We start from the raw sequence: 20,578 nt of genomic DNA on the forward strand, positions 1-20,578 counted from the left end.
TTATGGCCATCAGCCGTTTCATCCGTGCCCCGAAGCTGAACGCCGCCAAGCTGGCGCTGAGCGGGGCCCTCGCCGTCTCCGCCCTGGGCGCGACCGCCGCCGTGACCGCGGCCGCCGACAGCGCTCCCGCGCGGCCCGCGGCGGCCGGAGCCGCCGCCACCACCGCCCAGCAGGACGTCAGCAACCGCGACGCGCGCGTGAACGTCTCCGCCGGGCAGGTCCTGGACCTCGCCCGCGCCCAGGTGGGCACGACCGAGAACGCCGCCGGCGGCGGCACCAAGTTCCAGCAGTGGTACGCCGACTCGGCCCGCGCCGGCGAGACCGTCCTGCGCGACGGCGGCAACAGGAGCGCCTACCTGAACGCCCCCTGGTGCTCGATGTTCGTCTCCTGGGTCGGCGAGCAGAGCGGCGCCCGCTCCCAGATCGGCTGGGACGCCTACACCGTCGCTCACGCCAAGTGGTTCGCCGCCAACGACCGCTGGGGCACCGAGGCCAAGCCCGGCGCCGTCGTCTTCTTCGACTGGAACGGCGGCAAGAGCCTGAGCTCCATCGACCACGTCGGTTTCGTCGTCAAGGACAACGGCGACGGCACGATCTCCACGATCGAGGGCAACACCGGCAACGGCAAGGTCGAGGAGCGGGTCCGCCCGACCTCCCAGGTCGTCGGCTACGGCTACCCGAACTACGCCGCCTGACCTCCTCATTCGTCCGGAGGCCAGTTCCTGAGCACCGAGTCGAGGGCGTCGAGGGTCCTCGCCCAGGACACGTCCACCTCGCGCGGGGTGCGGGCGAAGCCGCCCTGCGTCTCCAGGCTGACGAAACCGTGGAACATGCTGCCCAGCATGCGCACGGCGTCGGTCTGGGCGGGCTCGGGCAGGTCGTAGCCGCGCAGGATGGACCGGGTCATCTCGGCGTGCCGGCGGGCGGCGCTGGCGTAGGCGGTCTCGTCGTCGAGCTGGATCTGCGCGGCGGCGTACCGGCCGGGGTGTTCCTTGGCGTAGCCGCGGTAGGCGTCGGCGAAGGCCACCAGGGCGTCCTTGCCGGCGCGGCCGGCGAGGGCGGCGGCGGCCCGCTCGGCGAGCTCGGCCAGCGCGAGGACCGCCACCCGTGCCCGCAGCTCCTGGACGTCCCTGACGTGGGAGTAGAGGGCGGCGGGCTTGACGCCGAACCGGCGGGCGAGCGCCGAGACCGTCAGGTTGTGGAAGCCGAGCTCGTCGGCCAGCTCCGCCGCCGCCTGGGTCAGGCGTTCCGCGGTCAGTCCCGCTCGTGCCACGCGCCCTCCATCACTTAAAGCCTTTAAGCATTTGCATAATAGCATTAAGGAAACTAGCCTCGCCGCTCATGAGACCTCTCACCGAGCGCGAGATCCGCGCGTCGTTCATCAACTGCTCGAAGGGTGAGGCCAAGCGCGCCGGCGTCCCGAGGGACCTGCCCGACCAGCCCTGGGGCGACCTCGACTTCCTCGGCTGGCGGGATCCGGGCGCGCCCGAACGCGCCTACCTGGTCGCCGAGCGCGACGGCGCCCTCGTCGGGGTGGCGCTCCGCGTGACCTCGGGTGCGGCCCGCGGCTTCACCGCGCGCAGCATGTGCTCGTTCTGCCTGACCACGCACACCAACGGCGGCGTCGCGCTCATGAGCGCCCGCCGCACCGGCGAGGCGGGCCGCCAGGGCAACTCCGTCGGCCAGTATCTGTGCGCCGACCTCGCCTGCTCCCTCTACCTGCGGGGCGGGAAGGAGGCCGCGGGCAGCGGCGTCATCGACGAGTCCCTCACCCTGGAGGACAAGCTCGCCCGCACCCGGACGAACCTGTACGCCTTCCTGGACAAGGTGGCCGCGAGACCCGAATGAGACGGTCAGACCGCGGGGCCTCGGCTGCGGAAGGAGGCGCGGTAGGACTGCGGGGTGACGCCGACGACCCGCTTGAACCGGTCACGGAACGCCGTCGCCGAGCCGAACCCGGCCTGCGCCGCGACCCGCTCGACGCCGTGGTCGGTGGTCTCCAGCAGGAGCTGGGCCCGCCGTACCCGGGCGCGCAGCAGCCACTGCAGCGGCGTGGTGCCGGTCTGCTCGCGGAAGCGGCGGCCCAAGGTGCGCTCGCTCATCCCGGCCCGCGCGGCCATGGCGGCCGGCGTCACCTCGCCGGCGAGATTGTCCTCGATCCACGACAGCACCGGCTCCAGCAGCGACCCGCGCGGCGCCGGCGGCCGGGCGTGCGCGACGAACTGCGCCTGCCCGCCCTCGCGTTCCAGCGGCGTCACCGCCAGGCGGGCCGCGTCGGCGGCCACCGCAGAGCCGAGGTCGCGCCGGATCAAGTGCAGGCACAGGTCGAGCCCGGCGGCGGCGCCGGCCGAGGTGAGGATCTGGCCGTTGTCCACGTAGAGGACGTCCGGCCGCACGTCCACCAGCGGGTACGCCTCCGCCAGCCGCGCCGCCGCGGCCCAGTGCGTGGTGGCGCTGAGCCCGTCGAGCAGCCCGGCGGCGGCGAGGGTGAACGCCCCCACGCAGATGGAGGCGATCCGGACGCCGCCGGCCGCCGCGGCGCGCAACGCCTCCAGCGCCGCCGGGTCGGGCGCGCCGGCCCGCTCGGAGGAGCCAGGCACGACGATGGTTTCCGCCTCGCGCAGCGCCTCCAGGCCGTGCGGGGCGACGATCGTGAAGGCGTCGCTCGCGACCTGTGGCGTCACCGCGCAGACCAGCACGCGGTACGCCCGCCGCCCGTCCACCCGGACCCGCCCGAACACCTCGACCGGCGTCGCCAGGTCGGCCGCCACCACCTGGTCCAGCGCCAGCACCGCCACCGTGTGCATGAGGGACACCGTAGGCGGTGGCGGGAACCCGTGGGAAATTGTCGTTCCGGCCACTGGGGTCCGCGGCCGGCCCGCCCTAGCGTTCCCCCATGTCCATCCTCATGCCGATCCTCATCGGGATCGTCTGCGTCTGCCTGCTCTCCCTGATCCCCGATCCGCACCGCCGCCGCTTCAACGCCGTGCTGGTCGCCGGCGCGGGCGCCGCCTACCTGAGCGGCGGCGGGCTCGGGTACGCGGAGTTCGTCCTCCCGGCCGTCATGACCTACGTCGCCTTCCGCGGCCTGGAGAGCTGGACGTGGATCGGCGCGGGCTGGCTGCTCCACACGGCCTGGGACGTCCTGCACCACCTGAACGCCAGCCCCATCCTCGCCTTCGCCGGCGACTCCTCCTTCGGCTGCGCCGTCTGCGACCCGGTCATCGCGCTGTGGTGCCTCGCGGGCGGCCCGCCGGTGCTCGCCCGGCTACGCGACCGGCTGCGCCGGACCGCCCCCGCCCGTTAGCCGCGCGCCGAAGGAGCGGAGCGCGGCCCGGAAACCGGGCGGCTCCTCGACGGTGAAGGGGGCGTCCAGGAACGCGAGGCGGAGCAGCAGCCACTCCCACGTGTCGAGCGCCAGCACGGCCCGGGTCCGCCGCTCCCCCAGGGCCTCCAGGTCGGCGTCCTCGTAGGCGAAGGCGTCGGCCACGTCGGCCAGGGGCGCCTCCACGGTGAGGACGACGCGCTCGCGGTCCTTGCCGAGCCCCTGGCGCAGGTAGTCGAGCGCGGTGTCGGCGGGCAGGGGGCGGGGCTCGTACGTGCTGGTCGAGGTGCGCAGGCCGGTGAGGCGGTCGAGGCGGAAGACCCGCCAGTCGTCCTTGGCGGTGTCGCGGGCGAGCAGGTACCAGCGCAGGTTGTGGTGCACGTGCCGGTAGGGCTCGGCCCGCCGCGAGGTGACCGCGCCGTCCCTGCCGGTGTAGTCGAAGGTGACGACGAGCCGGCGCTGGATCGCCTCGGCCAGCTCGGCCAGGACGTCGGCGCTGACGCTCGGGGCCGCCGCGGCGCTGGTCTCCAGGCTGGCCCGGAGCTGGGCGGCCCGGTGCCGCAGCCGCTTCGGCAGGAACTGGTCGACCTTGCCGTAGGCGCGGGTGGCGGCCTCGTCCACGCTGCCCTCGGCGGCGCGGCCGGTCGCGGCGAGGGTGGCCAGCCCGAGGAGGGTGGCGATCGCCTCGTCGTCGTCGAGCACCAGCGGCGGCAGCGCGCTGCCCGCCACGAGCCGGTAGTGGCCGCCGGGGCCGGGTCGCGTCCGCACCGGGTAGCCGTACTCGCGCAGGCGGTCGACGTCGCGGCGCAGGGTGCGGGGGCTGACGCCGAGCCGGGCGACGAGCTCGTCGGCGGTGAACGCCCGCCCGGTCTGCAACGTGGCGAGCAGGGCGAGGATGCGCTGGGTGACGTCCGCCATGCCTCCAGTCTTCCCCGGGACGCGGCCAGGATGTGGCCACATCTGTTCGTAGCGTCGTACGCATGCCGAAGTTCATCCGCATCCGGGGCGCCCGGACCAACAACCTGAAGAGCCTGGACGTGGACCTCCAGCGCGGCCGGCTGACCGTGTTCGCCGGGGTGTCGGGGTCGGGCAAGTCGTCGCTGGTGTTCGACACGATCGCCGCCGAGGCGGGGCACCAGCTCAACGAGACGTTCCCGCCGTTCACCCGCAACCGGCTGCCCCGGTGGACCCGTCCCGAGACCGACGAGATCGGCGGGCTCTCCCCCGTCGTGCTGATCGACCAGCGCAGGATCGGCGGGAACGCCCGCTCCACGGTCGGCACCATCACCGACGCGTGGACGTACCTGCGGCTGCTGTTCTCCCGGGCCGGCGAGCACGCCGCCCGGCTCGGCACCCGGCCGCCGAAGGACTACGAGGGCGTGGTGGAGCGCTTCGAGCGCATCTACTTGCACACCTCCGACGACCTGTCCGACCGCAAGCGGGAGACCATCGAGCGTTTCACCCGGTCGGAGACCTGTCCCGACTGCCGCGGCGACCGCCTCAACGAGGCCGCCCGCAGCGTGACCGTCCTCGGCCGCACGATCGGCGACCTGGCCCGCATGGAGATCACCGAGCTCGCCTCCCTGGTCGAAGAGGTACGCGACCCGGCCGTCGCGCCGGTCGTGGCGGCACTCGGCGACAAGCTCCGCGCCATGATCACCATCGGGCTCGGCTACCTGCACCTCGGTCGCGCCACCACCACGCTGTCCGGCGGGGAGTCGCAGCGCGTCAAGACCGTCAAGCACCTGGGCAGCAGCCTGGTCGAGATGCTCTACGTCTTCGACGAGCCCACCGTCGGGCTGCACCCGCACGACATCGCCTCCATGACCGCCCTGCTGCTGCGGCTGCGCGACAAGGGCAACACCGTCCTGGTCGTCGAGCACGACCCCGCCGTCATGGCGATCGCCGACGAGATCGTCGAGATCGGACCGGACGCGGGCGCCGGCGGCGGGCGGCTGGTGTTCCAGGGCTCCTTCGGCGGGCTCCGGTCGGCCGGCACCGCCACCTCGGCGGCCCTGGCCGCCCGTACGCCGCTCAACACGACGCCGCGTCCGCCCAAGGGTGTGATCACCGTGACCGGAGCCACCCGCAACAACCTCAGGAACCTCACCGTGGACGTACCGGCCCAGGTGCTCACCGTGCTGACCGGGGTCGCCGGCTCGGGCAAGTCGAGCCTCGCCGCCGAGCTGGTCGCCCAGCACGGCGCGATCGTCCTCGACCAGCGGCCGGTCAGCGTCAACCGCCGCTCCACCCCCATCACCTACACCGGCATCGCCGGGGCCGTACGCAAACTGTTCGCCCGGCACAGCGGCCTGCCCGCCGGGATGTTCAGCGCCAACTCGGGCGGCGCCTGCCCCGACTGCAAGGGCCTCGGCGTGATCTACACGGACCTCGCCTTCATGGACGGCCAGGAGAACGTCTGCGAGACCTGCCACGGCCGGCGCTTCACCGACGAGGTGCTCCGCCACCGGGTGAACGGCCTGTCCATCGCCGACCTCGACGACCTGACCATCGCCGACGCCCTCGACCGGCTGCCCGACCGGCACATCCGCGACGGGCTGCGCCACCTCGACCGGGCCGGCCTCGGCTACCTGCGCCTCGGCCAGCCGCTCACCACGCTGTCCGGCGGCGAGTGCCAGCGGGTGAAGATGGCGCGGGAGCTGCGCGAGGCCGCCGAGCCGGCGCTCTACGTCCTGGACGAGCCCACCACGGGCCTGCACCTGCGCGACATCGCCGCCCTGCTCGGCGTCCTCGACCAGCTCGTCGGCCAGGGGCACACGGTGGTCGTGATCGAGCACAACCTGGACGTGATCCGGCACGCCGACTGGGTCATCGACCTCGGCCCCGGCCCGGGCCGGCACGGGGGCCGCGTCCTCTACCAGGGCCCGGTCGCCGCCCTCAAGGACACCGCCACCGCCACCGCCCTCCACGCGGACTGACGGACTCGCCCGCCGCTCCCGGCCCTTCTCGCCGGCGGGGCTACCCACCGCGTCCGGTTTCGGGTCGAATGGATGGTGTGACCTCGTGGCGAGCGCATCTCCGGCGGGCCTTGGCCTGGCCGGCCGGGGTGGCCGCCGCCGTGGCCCCGCCCGTCGCGGCCCTGCTCGCCGCAGCCCTCCTCGGCCTGGCCCTGCTCGCCGTGGTCGTGCTCGTGGCGGCCGTGCTCGCCTGGGTCGCCGGGCCCGGCTGGTGGCGGCCGGTCCTGGAACGGCTGCCGGCCCACCTGGTGCCGCCGTACTCGGAGGAGGACCTGCTCCCGCTGGCGATGACCGTCCTCGCGGCGGCCTGCCTCCTGACAGGGGCCGGCGGCTGGCTGCGCCGCCGCGCCGCGCGGGACGAGTCCTTCGACACGCTGCTGCGGCGGGTGAGCACCTGGGGGGTCGTCCTCGGGCTGCTGCTGGCCTCGGGCAGCCTGGTCTACGCCGACGCCCGGTCCATCGAGGCCGCTCCCGAGCGGCACGGCCCCGAAGGCTACGCCGAGGCCGTACGGCGGCTCGGCTCAGAGGAGGCCGAGGTGCGGCTGGCCGCGATCCACACGCTGCGGCGCCTGGCACGGGAGTCGGAGCGGGACCGCGTGACGACCGCCGACGTCATGGCCGCGTACGTGCGCGAGCACGGCTCCGCGGTCCCGCCGGGGCGGGCCGGGCGGCCGGCCGCCGACGTGCAGACGGCCCTGACCGTGCTCGGCAGCGTCCACGACGTCCCAGGTGCCGGGCGCGACTGGGTGTGCAGCTGCGACCTGGCGCGCATTCGGGTGCCGGGCGCGGAGCTGAGCGGCCTCAACCTGGGCGTCGCCGTCCTGACCTCGGCGGACCTGAGCGGTGCCCGGCTGAGCGGGGCGAACCTGGACCACGCCGACCTGACCCGCGCCGACCTGCGGGGGGCGCTGCTGGACGGGGCGGCTCTGCCGTACGCGGTCCTGTTCATGGCGGACCTCGGCGGCGCGGACCTGGACGGCGCCGACCTGCGCGGCGCCGACCTGTTCCAGGCGGACCTGGGCAGGTCCTCCCTGCGCGGGGCGGACCTGCGCGGGGTGGACCTGTTCGGCGCGGACCTGCGCGGGGCCGACCTGCGCGGGGCCGACCTCACCGGCGCGAGCCTCAGCGGGGCGGACCTGCGTGGGGCGGACCTGCGTACGGCGATCCTGCGCGACGCGGACCTGAAGGGGACGAACCTCAAGGGCGCGCACCTGGCCAGCGCGAATCTGACGAACGCGAACCTGACGAACGCGGACCTGACCGGGACGGACCTGACGGACACGGACCTGACGGACGCCGAGCTGAGCGGGGCGGAGACCGGCGGCAGAGCGAAGCTGCCCCCCGGGGTGCGGGTCGGCGGTGCGGCCGGTCAGGCCGCGTCCGTGGGCACCCAGTAACGCCGCTTGCGCTCGGTCACCTCGATCAGCTGCCCGCCGTTCGCCTCGATGACCCGCCGTGAGGCGACGTTCGACAGGTCGCACATCACCAGCGCCTCGCCGATGCCCAGCGCCCGCGCGATCGGCAGCGCCGCGCCGAGCATCGCCGTCGCGTGACCCCGCCGCCGGGCGCCGGGGCGTACGTCGTAGCCGATGTGACCGCCGAGCTCCGCCAGCGCGGGCGTCAGCCGGTGACGGATGGCGAGCCTCCCCAGGAAGCGGTCACCGTCCACCCACCACAGCGTGGTCATCGGCACGAACCCGGGCCGCACCCCGGCCTGGGTCCGCTCGCCGAGCACGCGGGCGACGTACGCCTCGAACGCGTCCGGCTCGACCAGCGCCGGCGCGTCCACGTCCGACACGAACCACGACAGCGGATAGTCGGCATCGGCCCGGAACTCGGCCAGCGCGGCCAGGAACGACGGACGCAGCGCGGCGGCCGGGTCTACGAAGCGGGGCATGGTCCCATCATGCGCGCCGGGACTGCCGGAGGGGGCGGCCGACGTCGTGGAGGTGGCGCAGGGCCTGGCTCCAGGAGGCGAACAGGCCGCATTCGGCGTAGTCGACCCCCAGCGAGCGGCAGTAGTCACGGACGATGGGCCGGGCCAGGCGCAGGTTCGAGGACGGCATGGCGGGGAACAGGTGGTGCTCGATCTGGTGGTTCAGGCCGCCGAGCGCGATGTCCAGGAGGCGTCCGCCGGTGACGTTCCTGGAGGTCAGGACCTGGCGGCGGAGGAAGTCGAGCTCGTCCCCCTCGGTCAGCACCGGCATGCCCTTGTGGTTGGGGGCGAACGTGCACCCCAGGTAGACGCCGTAGCACGCCTGGTGGACGAGCAGGAACACCAGCGCCTTGCCGGGCGGCAGGACCAGGAACAGCGCGCCCACGTAAGCCAGGACGTGCGCGACCAGCAGCAGCCCTTCGGCCGTCCGGTTCTTCAGCTCCGGCCGCCGCAGCGCCCGGAAGCTCGACACCTTCAGGTTGAACCCTTCGAGGGTGAGCAGCGGGAAGAACAGCCACGCCTGCCACCGCCCGACGAAGCGGGCCAGCCCGCGCGCCGCCTCGGCCTGCCCGCGTGACCAGATGAGCACGTCCGGCGCGACGTCGGGGTCGTGGTCCTCGTGGTTGGGGTTGGCGTGGTGTCGGGTGTGCTTGTCCATCCACCAGCCGTAGCTCAGCCCGACGGCCAGGTTGCCGACCAGCAGCCCCGCGATCCTGCCGGTACGCCGCGAACGCGAGATCTGCCCGTGCGCGAGGTCGTGGGCCAGCAGCGTGACCTGGGCGAAGGCCACGGCCAGCAGCGCCGCCACCGGGAGCTGCCACCAGGAGTCCCCCACGGCGGCGAAGACCGCCCAGCTGCCCGCGAACAGAGCGGCGACCAACCCGATGCGGACGGCGTAGTAGGCGGGCCGCCGCTCCAGTAAGCCGGCCTCGGCTATGCGGCGCGACAGTCGCGCGAAGTCGCTGCCGCGCTGCGGTCGGTCGAGGTCTACAACACTCACATCAGCCTCCGATGCCGGCGAAGTCGTCCACATGATGATCGCTTGCCAGCATCGCGAGAACCAGGGGGTACGCGGACCCCCGCTGTCACCCCTTCCTCAGGTAGGGCCAGCCCTACGCCCCCGGCCGCCGTCCCGCGCACGGGCCTCAACGCCACTCCTGGGCATCGGATCGTCTGAGGGCGAGGTAGGTCATCAATGAGCACATCGTGAGAACGAGCCCTGCCGCCCACAGCGGGGCGCATCTGGTGAGCGTGGTCGTGACGACCGTCGTGGTCACGTCGGCCACCTTCAGCCTCAGCACGAGGGCGTACTGCCACCCCATGGAGAAGGCGAGCAACACCAGCGCCAGGTTCCGCATGACCGCTCTCTCCAGGCCGTAGAAGGTGACGAGCACCGCCGTCACCCCCACCATGACGGCGTGCAACGCGGTGCCGAGGAGCAGCAGCAGCTCGCCCGGGCGATGGTGCCGAAGAGCTGCCAGTCGCCCCAGCCGAAAAGGCCGACCCCGCCGACGTCGGGGCCGAACGCCAACCCGTAGCCGTGGACGAACCAGATCACGCTCACCGCGGGAATGGAGACGATGCTCATGCACAGGACGCTGATCAGAGGCCATGGGGAATTTCCGCACCTCCGTGTCGTGTGGGCGTACCTTTGGGAGATGTGCATCAGTCCCGCCGCTCCGCGGCGCATATGGCTCGTGCCAAATCTCGGGGAACGGTGAGAGATGGGGTGAAGATCATTGATCGGCCGGATCCGCCCTCTCCCCGGTGAGCCGATGGCCTGTCTCCCGTAACCGCCATTTCCCGCCGTTCCACGACAGCCACGTCTGGGACAGCGGCGGGACGTCGAGGTTCCAGAAGGCCGTCGCCGGCGCGCCGAGGAGGTGCAGCACCACCGCCCTGATCACCGAGGGATGAGTGATCGCCGCGACCCTGCCGGGTTCGTGTGGCCACGCGTCCATCCATCCGGCGACCCGTTCCAGCAGTCCGTCGATCGTCTCGCCTCCGTGCGGGGCCGCACCGGGGTCGGTCAGCCAGGCCAAAAGACCCGCGGGATCCTCGGCCTGGACCCGTTCCAGGCTCCGGCCCCGCCAGTTCCCGACATCCAGGTCGGCCAGCCGGGGGTCGGCCCTGGCCGTCAGTCCCAGCGCGGCGCAGGTCTGCGCGCACCGGACCTCCGGTCCGCGCCAAGCCTGCCGGATCCGGCGCAACACGCCCCGGGCGGCCTGCGCGGACGAGCGCCCAGAAGGCGTCAGCGACTCGTCGGCGGCGAAACTCGCCTCGCCGGTGGCGGACGTGGGTGCGTGTGCGATCAGGACAAGTCTCTCGGTCACCGGCCTCTCCCAAAGCCGCCGGGCGGACCCCTTTTCAGGCGCGGCGCCTGCCCGCCGGGTGCGGGCGCCGCGGTGGCTGGATCTCGTACAAGGTCAGGATCTCCGGCACCGGCGCCGCTCCCGGGCCTCCCTGAGCAGCCCAATGGCCGATGGCGTCGACGACCAGGTCGTCCAGGACGAAGCCCAGCCAGGTGGGTCTCGCTCCGCCGCGCCGAGCCGTGGGGCGGGGCCGGACGACGACCACATTGGAATATGAGCACACACCCAGGCAGTCGTCACTGGTGCGAACCTTGATTTCTTTGATTAGCCGCAGGCGTGCCATCTGATCCTTCTGAGAAACATCAGGATGCTTTCCCGCGCTGCCGCAGCAGCATCCTTTGCAGAGAATCACCGTGCATCGTTCGTCGGCGCGTGCCCACTGGTTGATCACCAATATTTAATGCCCGGACGACGCTTTACAGAACGTCAAGATCTTGTTACCATCGCCATGTCGAATCATCGAAGAGAAGGATGGACGACAATGTGCCACACACCTGACTGCAAACACGCAGCAGCTCCCGTCGAGGCGCCGGAGACCGACCTCGCCACTGAGCCGGTCGAGCCCAAGGAAAATCCGGTTCCGCAGTCCATCTGAATCTGGCGTGAACAAAGTGGAGGGCAGACCGGAAAGGTCTGCCCTCCACTTTGTTCGGCGTCCGGGGCTTACGCATGGACCTTCGGAACGCGTTCCCGCCGGGCTCCGGTGACGTCCCGTTCGGTGAGCGCCCCGAACATGAGCCCCAAGGTGACCCAAATGACGGCCTGGGTGGCGAGCGAGGCGATCCGGAAGTCCCACAGGACGTCGGGCGGGAAGCCGGTCTCCGTGACGGTTCCTCCCGGCAGGACCACGTAGGCGATGCCCACCAGGACGACGAACACCCCGCAGCCGAGCAGAGAGGCGTTCCATCCACCGTATCTCGGAGTCAGGCGCCGGCCGGTCTGAACGGCGGTGATCGCGGCGAATATCCCTATGACGATCGTCAGGAAGTACAGCAGGCTTCGCTGCTGGATCGTTTCGGGATCTCCTACGGCAGGCGGATTAGGCGGATATTTCAGGAAAGCCACCAATGAAATGACCACGAAGCCGGCAACAGCCACCACCATCGAGGTCGCACGGGCGCTCAGCCGTCCTATTCTCTGGTGGGCGAGCGCGAACATGATGGCGAACAGCCCGCCGACCGCGAGGCCGATGGCGGCCAGGGCGACCGCGAGGCCGACGGTCTGCTGAGTCAGTCTTGAAACGACCTCGACCCCGTGCTCGTGGAGCCCTTCAGCAGCGTGAGACTGCCGGTCCTCGAAGGCGATCGCGTCCCCGAGCGGGCCCTCTCCGAGAAACCAGGCGCACACGTACGCGGGTACGACGGAAGCCAGTCCGACCAACATTCCCCGGATCAGCAAGACGCGCATCATCCGCGACATCCTCCGTCAATGGCACGGGAATCCGAGCAGGTGACGGCCGTCATGCGTGAACTCGTGGATGAGATTTCCCCCGAAGAGGGAAGTCGCTCCCTGCTCGGCGCCGACGAAATAGATCAGCAGCAGGCCGACGACGAGCGCGAACACCGCCCACGGAATGATCTCCCGTATCGGTATTTGAGCAGGAAGTGAGGCGGTTCGGGCGGGCGGAGCCTGTGTCATGACTTACCCCTTCTTCGTGTGTCGCCTAACAAAAAAGTAAAAGGGAATATCTGACACTGTCAATGGATCGAGAGGTTAGACACGGCTCACGCAGGCCGGCCGGCGTTGAGCCGACCGACCCGGCCTTCAAGTCATTGATCACTTTTCTTCGAGGCGCGCTCGCACACTGCTCATCTTGTCGCGCAATGCCTGCTCGGTGAACAGGCCGCGGTCCATCAACGTGTGAGCGACGGTCAGCACCGACCTCGTCTGCACCGGAAAGCGTTTGTAGATCGACTCTCCCAGCCGGTCTTCGGCGTGCCGCCGCTCCAGGTTGTCGAGTATGCCGGCCTTCGACAGGCACTCACAGGTGGTCTGCATCCGGGATTCCCAGACCTCCGGCTCGTGATCGATGCAGCGCAGCGTGGTGTCGGTCCGCTCACCGATGTCGTCCAGCGTCTCCATGAGGACCGGGTAGGGACGGGCCTGCTCACTCATTCGCCGGTCACCTCGCCTGTTCCGCGAGCGAACCGGCGTCCGAGGTGCGGTCGGCCCGCGGCAGGGCGACCCCGATCATGGTGTCCCGGGTGACGATCCTGGCGAGCTGCTCCTCGCTCCACCCCTCGGTGCCCTCAGGGCGCATCGGCATGACCATGAACCGCGACTTCTGGTTCGAGTCGTGCACCCGCACCTCGACGTCCGCCGGCAGGTGCAGGCCGAACTCGGCAAGGACCTCGCGCGGGCGGCGGACCATGCGACGCCGGTAGCTCGGCGTACGGTACCAGTCGGGGGACATTCCCAGAACGGGCCGCGGGTAGCAGGAGCACAGCGTGCAGACGATCACGTTGTGCACCTGCGGGGTGTTCTCCAGGACGTAGAAGAAGGTGTAGTCGCTCGGCGTGCCCACCCCCGTGGGCTGCAGCCAGTCGATCCCCACCTCCTTGCACGCCTCTGTCCCGTTCTCCAGCAGACGTTGCTTGAACGCCGGGTCCGACCACGCCTTCGCGACGAGTTTCGAGCCGCCGTGCGGGCCCACGCCCTCGGCCCATTCGGCGAACCTGCGGTGGTCCTCGGCCGAGAAGATGCCCTTCTCGATGGCCAGTTCGCGAACGGCGAGCTCGAGGATCTCGAACTCGCTCACCTTCGACGAGACGTCGAAGGCATTGTGTCCGTCGTGATGACCGTCACCGTGATGCTTAGCCATTTACCCCCCTCAACCCTTTACCGCTTCGAGCCAGCTCTCGGAGGCCTCTGTCTCCAAGGTGTCGTGCGCGAGACCCGTGTAGTCCGGCCAGAGCTCGGTCTGCTTGAACCGGATGACGTAGAACGGCTCCTTACGGCCGGTCTCCATGCGGTCCCATGCCTCGTCCTCCGGGATCACCCACTCCGGGCGGTGCTCCACGATGGTCCCGACCCGCTTGCGGATGAACTTCTGGGTGCGCGTGTGGAAGAGCGTCGTACGGTCCTTGATCCTGACCGTGTCGCCGACCTGGAACTTTGGTCTGGCCATTACTTCTTCTCCAGCCGGGCTCTGATTTCGTCGATCTTGTCGCCGAGTTCGTCGGTCGTGATCAGACCCTTGTGGACCAGCACCCTGGCCGCCCCCGTGATCCAGCGGCCGTAGTACGGGAAGCCGTAGTACTGGGTCTTGCCGAGGTCGTTCTCGGCGCGACGCCGCATCTCGGCGTTCCACGCCCCGCGCCAGGCGAGGCATTCGCAGGTGAGGTAGGTGTTCATCTCCCAGTCCTCCTCACCCTTCCCGTACAGGGCCTGCGGGTAGTCAGGCTCGCCGCCGACGTCGTGAAGAATGGTGGTGAGAGCCGCGTAGCGATCATTGGGGATCGTGTACGGCGAATCGAATTCCTCGTGTTCCGCAGGGGCCAGATTCCGGTCGGCCGTCATCACCGACTCGTAGCGAACCTTCGACATTGGTAGCTCCCCCTCTCCGGCTAGGGTGCTTGCTTCCATCCGACTGTCAGCCTGCCCCGCCCCGTCATGCCGAAATACCAAGTGGCCAGCAAGGGGAAGCAAAGAACCGTTGCAGGCAAGGCGGCGTTAACCGCCCTTTTCGCCGGGTACATGCCCGCCGGGAAATGCGGCGCGAGGAGGACGAATAACAATGGCATTCGAAAAGAGATTGGCCTGTGTCATCGACGCCAAAGGATCGGTTGTCCGCGGTTATCTGGTGGACGGTTGCGAATTCGACGGCACGAACAGGTACGTCGTCAGCTGGAAGGTGCCGCTGCAGGGCGAGGCCAAGACCAATTTCGCCGCCACGATCGGCAGCACCATGCAGGAGCCCGTCGAGCCCGGCCTGATCACGGTCGGGCTCAACTCCGACCCGAACAAGATGGAGGTGCACACCTTCGCCCCGGACGGAACCCCGTCCGCGCGGTCCTTCCACCTCGTCTGCTTCCGCGATCAGTAAGATTCAGCGGCCCGCGTGCGGAAAGAGCGAAGGAGGGCGCGAGCATCCCCGGCGGCGCCCTGGAGGGCTCATGGACGAGTTCGTGCCGGAGTTGATGGAGCTCGAGACCACGCTGGCGGGCTACCGCCGGGCGGCCTCCCTGGCCAACGCCATGCTGGCGCACGGCTGGGCCCTGATGGCCGAGGTGACACCCACCGGCCCCGGCCGGCGCACGGAGCGGGACCGATGGCACGTCAAGGTGATCGCGGCGCCGGGCGCGGCCGGCGGCGTGGCACGGCGCCTCAGGAGGGCCGCCGCCGGCGGCGAGGTCACCGTGCGCGCCCTGGCCGAGGGTCTGGACGACTTCCTCGGCGAGCTGCTCGGCGAGCCGGGCCGGGACTGAGCCTCCGGCTCATCCGCCGTCCCGGGCCTCGCGCATCCTGCCGGTGGCGATGAACTCGACGGCGACCCGGTAGAAGCTCGCGATCGACTCGCCGCCCTCCAGGCCGTCCCTGAGCTGCTTGCGCACCTTCGTGAACGGGAAGGCCGTGCTGCCGTCGGGCAGCGCCACGCCCCACCCGCCGTCGTCCCGCCAGTGCCAGTGCCCGCCCGCGCCCGCCGCGACGCACGCGCCGAGGTAGGAGCCGAGCACGCTCACCAGGCCCTCGGCCTGCTCGGGGTCGAAGTCTGGCTGGGCCCGCCGGCGCTCGATGAAGCCCTCCGCCCACGCGACGGACTCCTCGTCGAGGCCGAAGTCCATGCCGCTGATCGGGCCGAGCTGCTCGATCGCGAGGTCGACGTTCCGTTGGATCTGCCGGAGCTCCTCATCGTCCATCCGTGGATGGTGGCAGCGCCCGGCGGGTCCGTTCAAACGGTTAACGGCCGCCGGTCAGCGGCCTCAACTCGCGCCGGCGAACGTCAGTAGCCGGGGAAGACGCGGCGGAGCAGGTCGAGGTCTGCGGCGCCCGTCGTGGTCACGCCGTCCGGGGTGTGGCGCGGCGCGAGGCGGCCGGAGACCAGGCGCAGCCAGGCCTCGGCGGGCAGGCCGAGGGTGCCGTCCGGCTGCTCGGGAACGTCGAAGTCGACGCTGATCGGCGGCTTCAGCCGCAGCGCGAAGACGGAGTCAGGGGCGGTCGTGGTGACCTGGAGGTTCAGGGTGCGGCCGTCGAGCCGGTCGACCTTGCCGATCCAGGCGAACAGGTCGGGCCCCTGGTGCAGCAGGGCGGCCGTCGCGTCGGGGGCGAGCGTGGCGTGCTCGTCGAAGGCGACGCGGACGTCCCAGGAGTGCAGGGCGAGCTCGTTGAGCCGCATCCGGCTCACGGTGGCGACGTCGACCGGAGCGGGCATGAAGCCAAGGTCGACGCGGAGGTTGTCGCGGGCGGAGGCGTCCAGCGACTCGTAGAGCGCGGTCAGGGCCTCGTCGGACTGGAGGAAGCCGTCGGCGCGCTCCCGCCGGCCCATGGCGTCCCATCTGTCCCAGACGCTCTGGTTGAAGTCGTGGCCGGGGCCGGGAGCGCCGTCGAGCGCGGCCCGCAGGACGGTCCGCCCGATCTCGGCGCCGCTGCCCAGGTGGCTGAGGACCTGCGAGATGTCCCATTCGGTGGCGGCCGAGGGCCTGGCCAGGTCCTCGTCGGTGAGTCCGGACACCAGTGCGGACAGCTCGTCGTGTCCGGTCCGCAGTGCGGCGATGGCCGTGTCGGCGCTGCTCATCGCGTCTCCCAGGCGTTCAGTCGGCAGGTCGTCCCGCCCAAACTACCGCCCGCGCCGAGCATGATCATCAGCGGCCCGGCGGCCTACACGTTGCGCAGAACCGACACCACGACGCCCAGCACCACGGCCTCGTCGCCGTCGATGTCGGCGTAGGCGGGGTTGCGCGCTTCGAGCAGGACGTGGCCGCCGCGGCGGCGGAACACCTTGACGGTGGCCTCCCCGTCGATCATGGCGGCGACGATCTGGCCGGAGTGCGCCTCGGGCTGCCGGCGCACCACGACGAGGTCGCCGTCGCAGATCGCGGCGTCGATCATCGAGTCGCCGCGCACCCGCAGGGCGAACACCGTGCCCCGGCCCGTCAGGTCGCGCGGCAGGGTGAGCAGGTCGTCCACGTGCTGCTCGGCGAGGATGGGCGTGCCCGCGGCGATGTCGCCGACCACGGGCACGCTCACCAGGTCGCCGGCCGTCTCCTGCGCGGACTCGCGCAGGAACAGGCGTACGTCGATCGGACGGGTCATCGTGCCGGCCCGGCGGAGGAACCCCTTCTCCTCCAGGCTCTTGAGATGCTTCGAGACCGACGACGGCGAGCGCAGCCCGACCGCCCGGCCGAGCTCGCGCGTGCTCGGCGGATAGCCGTGCCGGACCACGTGGTCGCGGATCGCCGCCAGGATCCGCTGCTGGCGCGGCGGCAGGGCCGAGGCGTTCAGGTGCTCGAACGCGTCGAGATCGTCGTAGGCCGTCACCTGCGACATCGTAGCCCGCCGCCGACCGCCGGGCTCAATCGCGATTGCTGATGCGGATCATGTTGCCCGAGGGGTCGCGGAAGGCGCAGTCGCGCACCCCGTACGGCTGGTCGGTCGGCTCCTGCATCACCTCGGCGCCGGTCGCCTGCAGCTTGTCGAAGGTGGCGTCGACGTCCTCGGCGGCCAGCAGGATGCCGCCGAAGGTCCCCTTGGCCATCATCTCGGTGATGACGCGCTGCTCCTCCTCGGTGACGCCGGGGTCGGCGCCGGGCGGGTAGAGCACGATGGAGGTCTCGGGCTGTCCGGGCGGGCCGACGGTGATCCAGCGCATGCCTCCGTGGCCGACGTCCTTGCGGACCTCGAAGCCGAGGGCGTCCCGGTAGAAGGCGAGGGCCGCCTCGGGGTCGTCATGCGGCAGGAAACTCGCGTTGATGATGATGTCCATGGCCGTCACGCTAACGGCGGCTCCGCGGCCGGCGCTTCTCGATTCCTGACCGGCCTGGTGACCTGTTTGGCCACGCACGACGGCATGCCCTCCGTCGCCTCCGCCGCCTGCCGACGGTAGGTGCTGGGCGGCACGCCGACCAGCTCGGCGAAGCGGGTGCTGAAGGTGCCGAGCGAGGAGCAGCCGACCTCGAAGCAGACCTCGGTGACGGTGAGGTCGCCGCGGCGCAGCAGCGCCATCGCCCGCTCGATGCGCCGGGTCATCAGGTACGAGTAGGGAGACTCCCCGTAGGCGCGCCGGAACTCGCGGCTGAGGTGCCCGGACGACATGTTCACGCCGCGGGCGAGCGCCTCGACGTCCAGCGGCTGGGCGTACTCGCGGTCGATGCGGTCGCGGACGCGGCGCAGCAGTGCGAGCGTGCGCAGCCGCTGCTGCTGCGCCGCGTCCTCGGGCACGGGTTGGTTCGGTCGCACGATGCCATCTTCCCGAGCCGGTCTCCGGCTCGTCCACCTGTCCCAGTGCTCAAGCGCCGACGTACGCCGCCAGGTGCTCGCCGGTGAGGGTCGAGCGGGCGGCGACCAGGTCGGCCGGGGTGCCCTCGAAGACGATCCGGCCGCCGTCGTGGCCCGCGCCGGGGCCGAGATCGATGATCCAGTCGGCGTGCGCCATCACCGCCTGGTGGTGCTCGATGACGATGACCGACTTGCCGCTGTCCACGAGCCGGTCGAGCAGGCCGAGCAGGTGCTCGACGTCGGCGAGGTGCAGGCCCGTGGTCGGCTCGTCAAGGACGTAGACGCCGCCCTTCTCCCCCATGTGGGTGGCCAGCTTGAGCCGCTGCCGCTCGCCGCCGGACAGCGTGGTGAGCGGCTGGCCGAGGCTGAGGTAGCCGAGCCCGACGTCGGCGAGCCTGCGCAGGATGGCGTGCGCGGCCGGGATGCGGGCCTCGCCCGCCGCGAAGAACTCCTCGGCCTCGCTCACCGGCATGGCCAGCACCTCGCTGATGTCCCGGCCGCCGAGACGGTGCTCCAGCACCGCGGCCTGGAAGCGCCTGCCTTCGCACTCCTCGCAGGTGGTGCTGACACCGGCCATCATCCCAAGGTCGGTGTAGACGACGCCGGCGCCGTTGCAGGCGGGGCAGGCGCCCTCGGAGTTGGCGCTGAACAGCGCCGGCTTCACGCCGTTGGCCTTGGCGAACGCCTTGCGGATCGGTTCGAGCAGCCCCGTGTAGGTGGCCGGGTTGCTCCGCCGCGAGCCGCGGATCGGCGTCTGGTCCACCGCCACCACGCCGTCCTCGCGCGCGACCGAGCCGTGGATGAGCGAGCTCTTGCCCGACCCGGCGACGCCGGTCACCACGACCAGCACGCCGAGCGGGATGTCGACGTTCACGTCCCGCAGGTTGTGCAGGCGGGCGCCGCGCACCTCCAGCGCTCCCGACGGCTCGCGCACCGACGCCTTCAGCGCGGCCCGGTCGTCCAGGTGCCGGCCGGTCAGCGTGCCGGCGGCGCGCAGCCCGTCCACGCTGCCCTCGTACACGACCTCGCCGCCGCCGGTGCCCGCGCCGGGGCCGAGGTCGACGACGTGGTCGGCGATGGCGATCATCTCGGGCTTGTGCTCGACGACCAGGACGGTGTTGCCCTTGTCGCGCAGCCGCCGCAGCAGCGTGTTCATGCGCTCGATGTCGTGCGGGTGCAGGCCGATCGACGGCTCATCGAAGACGTACGTGACGTCGGTGAGCGACGAGCCGAGATGCCTGATCATCTTGACCCGCTGCGCCTCGCCGCCGGACAGCGTGCCCGCGGGGCGGTCCAGGCTGAGGTAGCCCAGCCCGATCTCCACGAACGAGTCCAGCGTGTGCCGCAGCGCGGCCAGCAGCGGCGCGACGGACGGCTCGTCCAGGCCGCTCACCCACTCGGCCAGGTCGGTGATCTGCATGGCGCAGACGTCGGCGATGGTGACGCCGTGGATCTTCGAGGAGCGCGCGGCCTCGCTCAGCCGGGTGCCGTCGCACTCGGGGCAGGTGGTGAAGGTGACCGCCCGGTCCACGAACGCCCGGATGTGCGGCTGCATCGCCTCGCGGTCCTTGGACAGGAACGACTTCTGGATCTTCGGGATCAGGCCCTCGAGCGTGAGGTTGACGCCCTCGACCTTCACCTTGGTCGGCTCGCGGTAGAGGAAGTCCCGCAGTTCCTTCTCGGTGAACTCGCGGATCGGCTTGTCCGGGTCGAACAGCCCCGACTCGGCGTAGACGCGGACGGTGAAGAAGCTGTCGGACTTCCAGCCGGGGATGGTGAACGCGCCCTCGGCGAGCGACTTGGAGTCGTCGTAGAGCTGGGTGAGGTCGATGTCGGAGACCGTGCCCCGGCCTTCGCAGCGCGGGCACATGCCGCCGGTGAGGGTGAAGCTCTGCTTCACGGTCTTGCCGCCGCCGCGTTCGACGGTGATCGCGCCGCTGGCCCGTACGGACGGGACGTTGAAGGAGAACGCCTGCGGCGAGCCGACGTGCGGCTGGCCGAGCCGGCTGAACAGGATGCGCAGCATCGCGTTGGCGTCGGTGGCGGTGCCGACCGTGGAGCGCGGATCGGCGCCCATGCGCTGCTGGTCGACGATGATGGCCGTGGTCAGCCCGTCGAGCACGTCCACCTCGGGCCGGGCCAGCGTCGGCATGAAGCCCTGCACGAAGGCGCTGTAGGTCTCGTTGATCAGCCGCTGGGACTCGGCTGCGATCGTGTCGAACACCAGTGAGCTCTTGCCCGAGCCCGAGACGCCGGTGAACACCGTCAGCCGGCGCTTCGGGATCGCGACGCTCACGTCCTTGAGGTTGTTCTCGCGGGCGCCGTGCACCCGGATCAGATCGTGGCCGTCGGCGAGATGCGACGCAGGCGACTGCGCCTCCGTTCGGGTGTCCATGCTCATCGTGTCTCCGTTGGGTCGTCGCCCGGCTCGGGGTCAGTGCACCTTACCTACCTCGGCGCGCCCCCGGGGCGCCCGGTCACGCTAGCCGGAGGACGACGGCGGCCGCTTCTCGATTCCTGACCGGCCGGGAAC

28 protein-coding genes are annotated in these 20,578 nt (G+C 71.0%); 7 read left to right on the plus strand and 21 right to left on the minus strand.

Annotated elements, in window-relative coordinates:
* The first annotated feature begins 2 nt into the window (after nt 1–2).
* On the plus strand, nt 3–695 hold the full coding sequence (locus BMW85_RS24500) for a CHAP domain-containing protein (RefSeq protein WP_091085562.1): 693 nt from the start codon (nt 3–5) through the stop codon (nt 693–695).
* 5 nt (nt 696–700) lie between these two features.
* On the opposite strand, the gene BMW85_RS24505 is transcribed toward BMW85_RS24500, so the two are convergent.
* Nucleotides 701–1,273 (minus strand): TetR/AcrR family transcriptional regulator, encoded by a 573-nt coding sequence (locus BMW85_RS24505; RefSeq protein ID WP_091085564.1) that lies wholly within the window; start codon nt 1,271–1,273, stop codon nt 701–703.
* Between the two features lie 68 nt (nt 1,274–1,341).
* Between BMW85_RS24505 and BMW85_RS24510 the strand changes: the two genes are divergently transcribed.
* A complete protein-coding gene (locus BMW85_RS24510; RefSeq protein ID WP_091085566.1) occupies nt 1,342–1,848 on the plus strand; it encodes an FBP domain-containing protein in 507 nt (168 codons plus the stop codon).
* Nucleotides 1,849–1,853: 5 nt separating this feature from the next.
* Here the strand turns inward: BMW85_RS24510 and BMW85_RS24515 are convergent, their stop codons facing one another.
* On the minus strand, nt 1,854–2,807 hold the full coding sequence (locus tag BMW85_RS24515) for a GlxA family transcriptional regulator (RefSeq protein WP_091086321.1): 954 nt from the start codon (nt 2,805–2,807) through the stop codon (nt 1,854–1,856).
* Nucleotides 2,808–2,896: 89 nt separating this feature from the next.
* Here BMW85_RS24515 and BMW85_RS24520 point away from each other — a divergent pair, with 89 nt between their 5' ends.
* Nucleotides 2,897–3,307, plus strand: a complete 411-nt coding sequence (locus BMW85_RS24520) for a DUF6010 family protein (protein WP_091085568.1) — start codon at nt 2,897–2,899, stop codon at nt 3,305–3,307.
* On the opposite strand, the gene BMW85_RS24525 is transcribed toward BMW85_RS24520, so the two are convergent.
* The gene (locus tag BMW85_RS24525; protein WP_091085571.1) at nt 3,269–4,243 is read right to left on the minus strand and encodes a helix-turn-helix transcriptional regulator; all 975 of its coding nucleotides are present in this window, start codon (nt 4,241–4,243) and stop codon (nt 3,269–3,271) included. The two genes, BMW85_RS24520 and BMW85_RS24525, sit on opposite strands and share 39 nt — an antisense overlap.
* 62 nt (nt 4,244–4,305) lie before the next feature.
* Between BMW85_RS24525 and BMW85_RS24530 the strand changes: the two genes are divergently transcribed.
* On the plus strand, nt 4,306–6,264 hold the full coding sequence (locus tag BMW85_RS24530) for an ATP-binding cassette domain-containing protein (RefSeq protein WP_091085574.1): 1,959 nt from the start codon (nt 4,306–4,308) through the stop codon (nt 6,262–6,264).
* 77 nt (nt 6,265–6,341) lie between these two features.
* Complete coding sequence (locus BMW85_RS51300) at nt 6,342–7,700, plus strand: pentapeptide repeat-containing protein (RefSeq protein WP_177240864.1); 1,359 nt, start codon at nt 6,342–6,344, stop codon at nt 7,698–7,700.
* Here the strand turns inward: BMW85_RS51300 and BMW85_RS24540 are convergent.
* The 12 genes from BMW85_RS24540 to BMW85_RS52340 all read right to left on the minus strand — a co-directional run bounded on the left by BMW85_RS24540 (nt 7,673) and on the right by BMW85_RS52340 (nt 14,157).
* Nucleotides 7,673–8,200, minus strand: coding sequence for a GNAT family N-acetyltransferase (locus BMW85_RS24540; RefSeq protein WP_091085580.1), 528 nt, complete (start codon nt 8,198–8,200; stop codon nt 7,673–7,675). The two genes, BMW85_RS51300 and BMW85_RS24540, sit on opposite strands and share 28 nt — an antisense overlap.
* 7 nt (nt 8,201–8,207) lie before the next feature.
* Nucleotides 8,208–9,272, minus strand: coding sequence for a fatty acid desaturase family protein (locus tag BMW85_RS24545; RefSeq protein WP_091085582.1), 1,065 nt, complete (start codon nt 9,270–9,272; stop codon nt 8,208–8,210).
* Between the two features lie 112 nt (nt 9,273–9,384).
* Nucleotides 9,385–9,651, minus strand: coding sequence for a DUF1275 family protein (locus tag BMW85_RS24550; RefSeq protein ID WP_143082395.1), 267 nt, complete (start codon nt 9,649–9,651; stop codon nt 9,385–9,387).
* A complete protein-coding gene (locus BMW85_RS48575; protein ID WP_177240865.1) occupies nt 9,639–9,827 on the minus strand; it encodes an ammonium transporter in 189 nt (62 codons plus the stop codon). Before BMW85_RS48575 ends, BMW85_RS24550 begins: the two co-directional genes overlap by 13 nt.
* A 148-nt stretch (nt 9,828–9,975) precedes the next feature.
* On the minus strand, nt 9,976–10,572 hold the full coding sequence (locus tag BMW85_RS24560; RefSeq protein ID WP_091085587.1) for a histidine phosphatase family protein: 597 nt from the start codon (nt 10,570–10,572) through the stop codon (nt 9,976–9,978).
* A 34-nt stretch (nt 10,573–10,606) separates the two neighbouring features.
* A complete protein-coding gene (locus tag BMW85_RS24565; RefSeq protein WP_218155912.1) occupies nt 10,607–11,002 on the minus strand; it encodes a hypothetical protein in 396 nt (131 codons plus the stop codon).
* 272 nt (nt 11,003–11,274) lie between these two features.
* Nucleotides 11,275–12,021, minus strand: coding sequence for a CbtA family protein (locus BMW85_RS24570; RefSeq protein WP_091085593.1), 747 nt, complete (start codon nt 12,019–12,021; stop codon nt 11,275–11,277).
* Nucleotides 12,022–12,036: 15 nt separating this feature from the next.
* On the minus strand, nt 12,037–12,249 hold the full coding sequence (locus tag BMW85_RS24575) for a CbtB domain-containing protein (RefSeq protein ID WP_091085597.1): 213 nt from the start codon (nt 12,247–12,249) through the stop codon (nt 12,037–12,039).
* A 138-nt stretch (nt 12,250–12,387) separates the two neighbouring features.
* Complete coding sequence (locus BMW85_RS24580) at nt 12,388–12,726, minus strand: ScnB (RefSeq protein ID WP_091085598.1); 339 nt, start codon at nt 12,724–12,726, stop codon at nt 12,388–12,390.
* Between the two features lie 7 nt (nt 12,727–12,733).
* Nucleotides 12,734–13,432 carry a thiocyanate hydrolase subunit gamma gene (scnC, locus tag BMW85_RS24585; protein WP_091085601.1) on the minus strand — a complete coding sequence of 233 codons (699 nt, stop codon included), beginning with the start codon at nt 13,430–13,432 and terminating at the stop codon, nt 12,734–12,736.
* A gap of 9 nt (nt 13,433–13,441) precedes the next feature.
* Nucleotides 13,442–13,738, minus strand: a complete 297-nt coding sequence (locus BMW85_RS52335; protein WP_091085603.1) for an SH3-like domain-containing protein — start codon at nt 13,736–13,738, stop codon at nt 13,442–13,444.
* A complete protein-coding gene (locus BMW85_RS52340; protein WP_091085606.1) occupies nt 13,738–14,157 on the minus strand; it encodes an SH3-like domain-containing protein in 420 nt (139 codons plus the stop codon). The genes BMW85_RS52335 and BMW85_RS52340 overlap by 1 nt, the downstream gene beginning before the upstream one ends.
* A 256-nt stretch (nt 14,158–14,413) precedes the next feature.
* Between BMW85_RS52340 and BMW85_RS24600 the strand changes: the two genes are divergently transcribed.
* Together BMW85_RS24600 and BMW85_RS24605 are read left to right on the plus strand one after the other, a co-directional pair.
* On the plus strand, nt 14,414–14,656 hold the full coding sequence (locus BMW85_RS24600; RefSeq protein ID WP_245775040.1) for a hypothetical protein: 243 nt from the start codon (nt 14,414–14,416) through the stop codon (nt 14,654–14,656).
* A 70-nt stretch (nt 14,657–14,726) separates the two neighbouring features.
* Nucleotides 14,727–15,038 (plus strand): hypothetical protein, encoded by a 312-nt coding sequence (locus BMW85_RS24605; protein WP_091085610.1) that lies wholly within the window; start codon nt 14,727–14,729, stop codon nt 15,036–15,038.
* Nucleotides 15,039–15,047: 9 nt separating this feature from the next.
* Here BMW85_RS24605 and BMW85_RS24610 read toward each other — a convergent pair whose 3' ends face one another.
* From BMW85_RS24610 to BMW85_RS24635, 6 genes are all read right to left on the minus strand, one after another.
* The gene (locus BMW85_RS24610; RefSeq protein ID WP_091085613.1) at nt 15,048–15,470 is read right to left on the minus strand and encodes a hypothetical protein; all 423 of its coding nucleotides are present in this window, start codon (nt 15,468–15,470) and stop codon (nt 15,048–15,050) included.
* Nucleotides 15,471–15,553: 83 nt separating this feature from the next.
* Nucleotides 15,554–16,345: a maleylpyruvate isomerase family mycothiol-dependent enzyme gene (locus BMW85_RS24615; protein ID WP_091085616.1), complete on the minus strand. Its 792-nt coding sequence runs from the start codon at nt 16,343–16,345 to the stop codon at nt 15,554–15,556.
* Between the two features lie 83 nt (nt 16,346–16,428).
* The gene (gene lexA, locus BMW85_RS24620; RefSeq protein ID WP_218155913.1) at nt 16,429–17,097 is read right to left on the minus strand and encodes a transcriptional repressor LexA; all 669 of its coding nucleotides are present in this window, start codon (nt 17,095–17,097) and stop codon (nt 16,429–16,431) included.
* 25 nt (nt 17,098–17,122) lie between these two features.
* Nucleotides 17,123–17,533 carry a VOC family protein gene (locus BMW85_RS24625; protein WP_091086326.1) on the minus strand — a complete coding sequence of 137 codons (411 nt, stop codon included), beginning with the start codon at nt 17,531–17,533 and terminating at the stop codon, nt 17,123–17,125.
* A gap of 5 nt (nt 17,534–17,538) precedes the next feature.
* Entirely contained in the window at nt 17,539–18,006 is a 468-nt protein-coding gene (locus BMW85_RS24630; RefSeq protein ID WP_245775041.1) for a helix-turn-helix transcriptional regulator, read from the minus strand.
* Nucleotides 18,007–18,055: 49 nt separating this feature from the next.
* On the minus strand, nt 18,056–20,440 hold the full coding sequence (locus BMW85_RS24635; protein WP_218155914.1) for an ATP-binding cassette domain-containing protein: 2,385 nt from the start codon (nt 20,438–20,440) through the stop codon (nt 18,056–18,058).
* Nucleotides 20,441–20,578: the final 138 nt, after the last annotated feature.

The organism is Nonomuraea wenchangensis (assembly GCF_900111685.1).
GTDB classification, from domain to species: domain Bacteria; phylum Actinomycetota; class Actinomycetes; order Streptosporangiales; family Streptosporangiaceae; genus Nonomuraea; species Nonomuraea wenchangensis.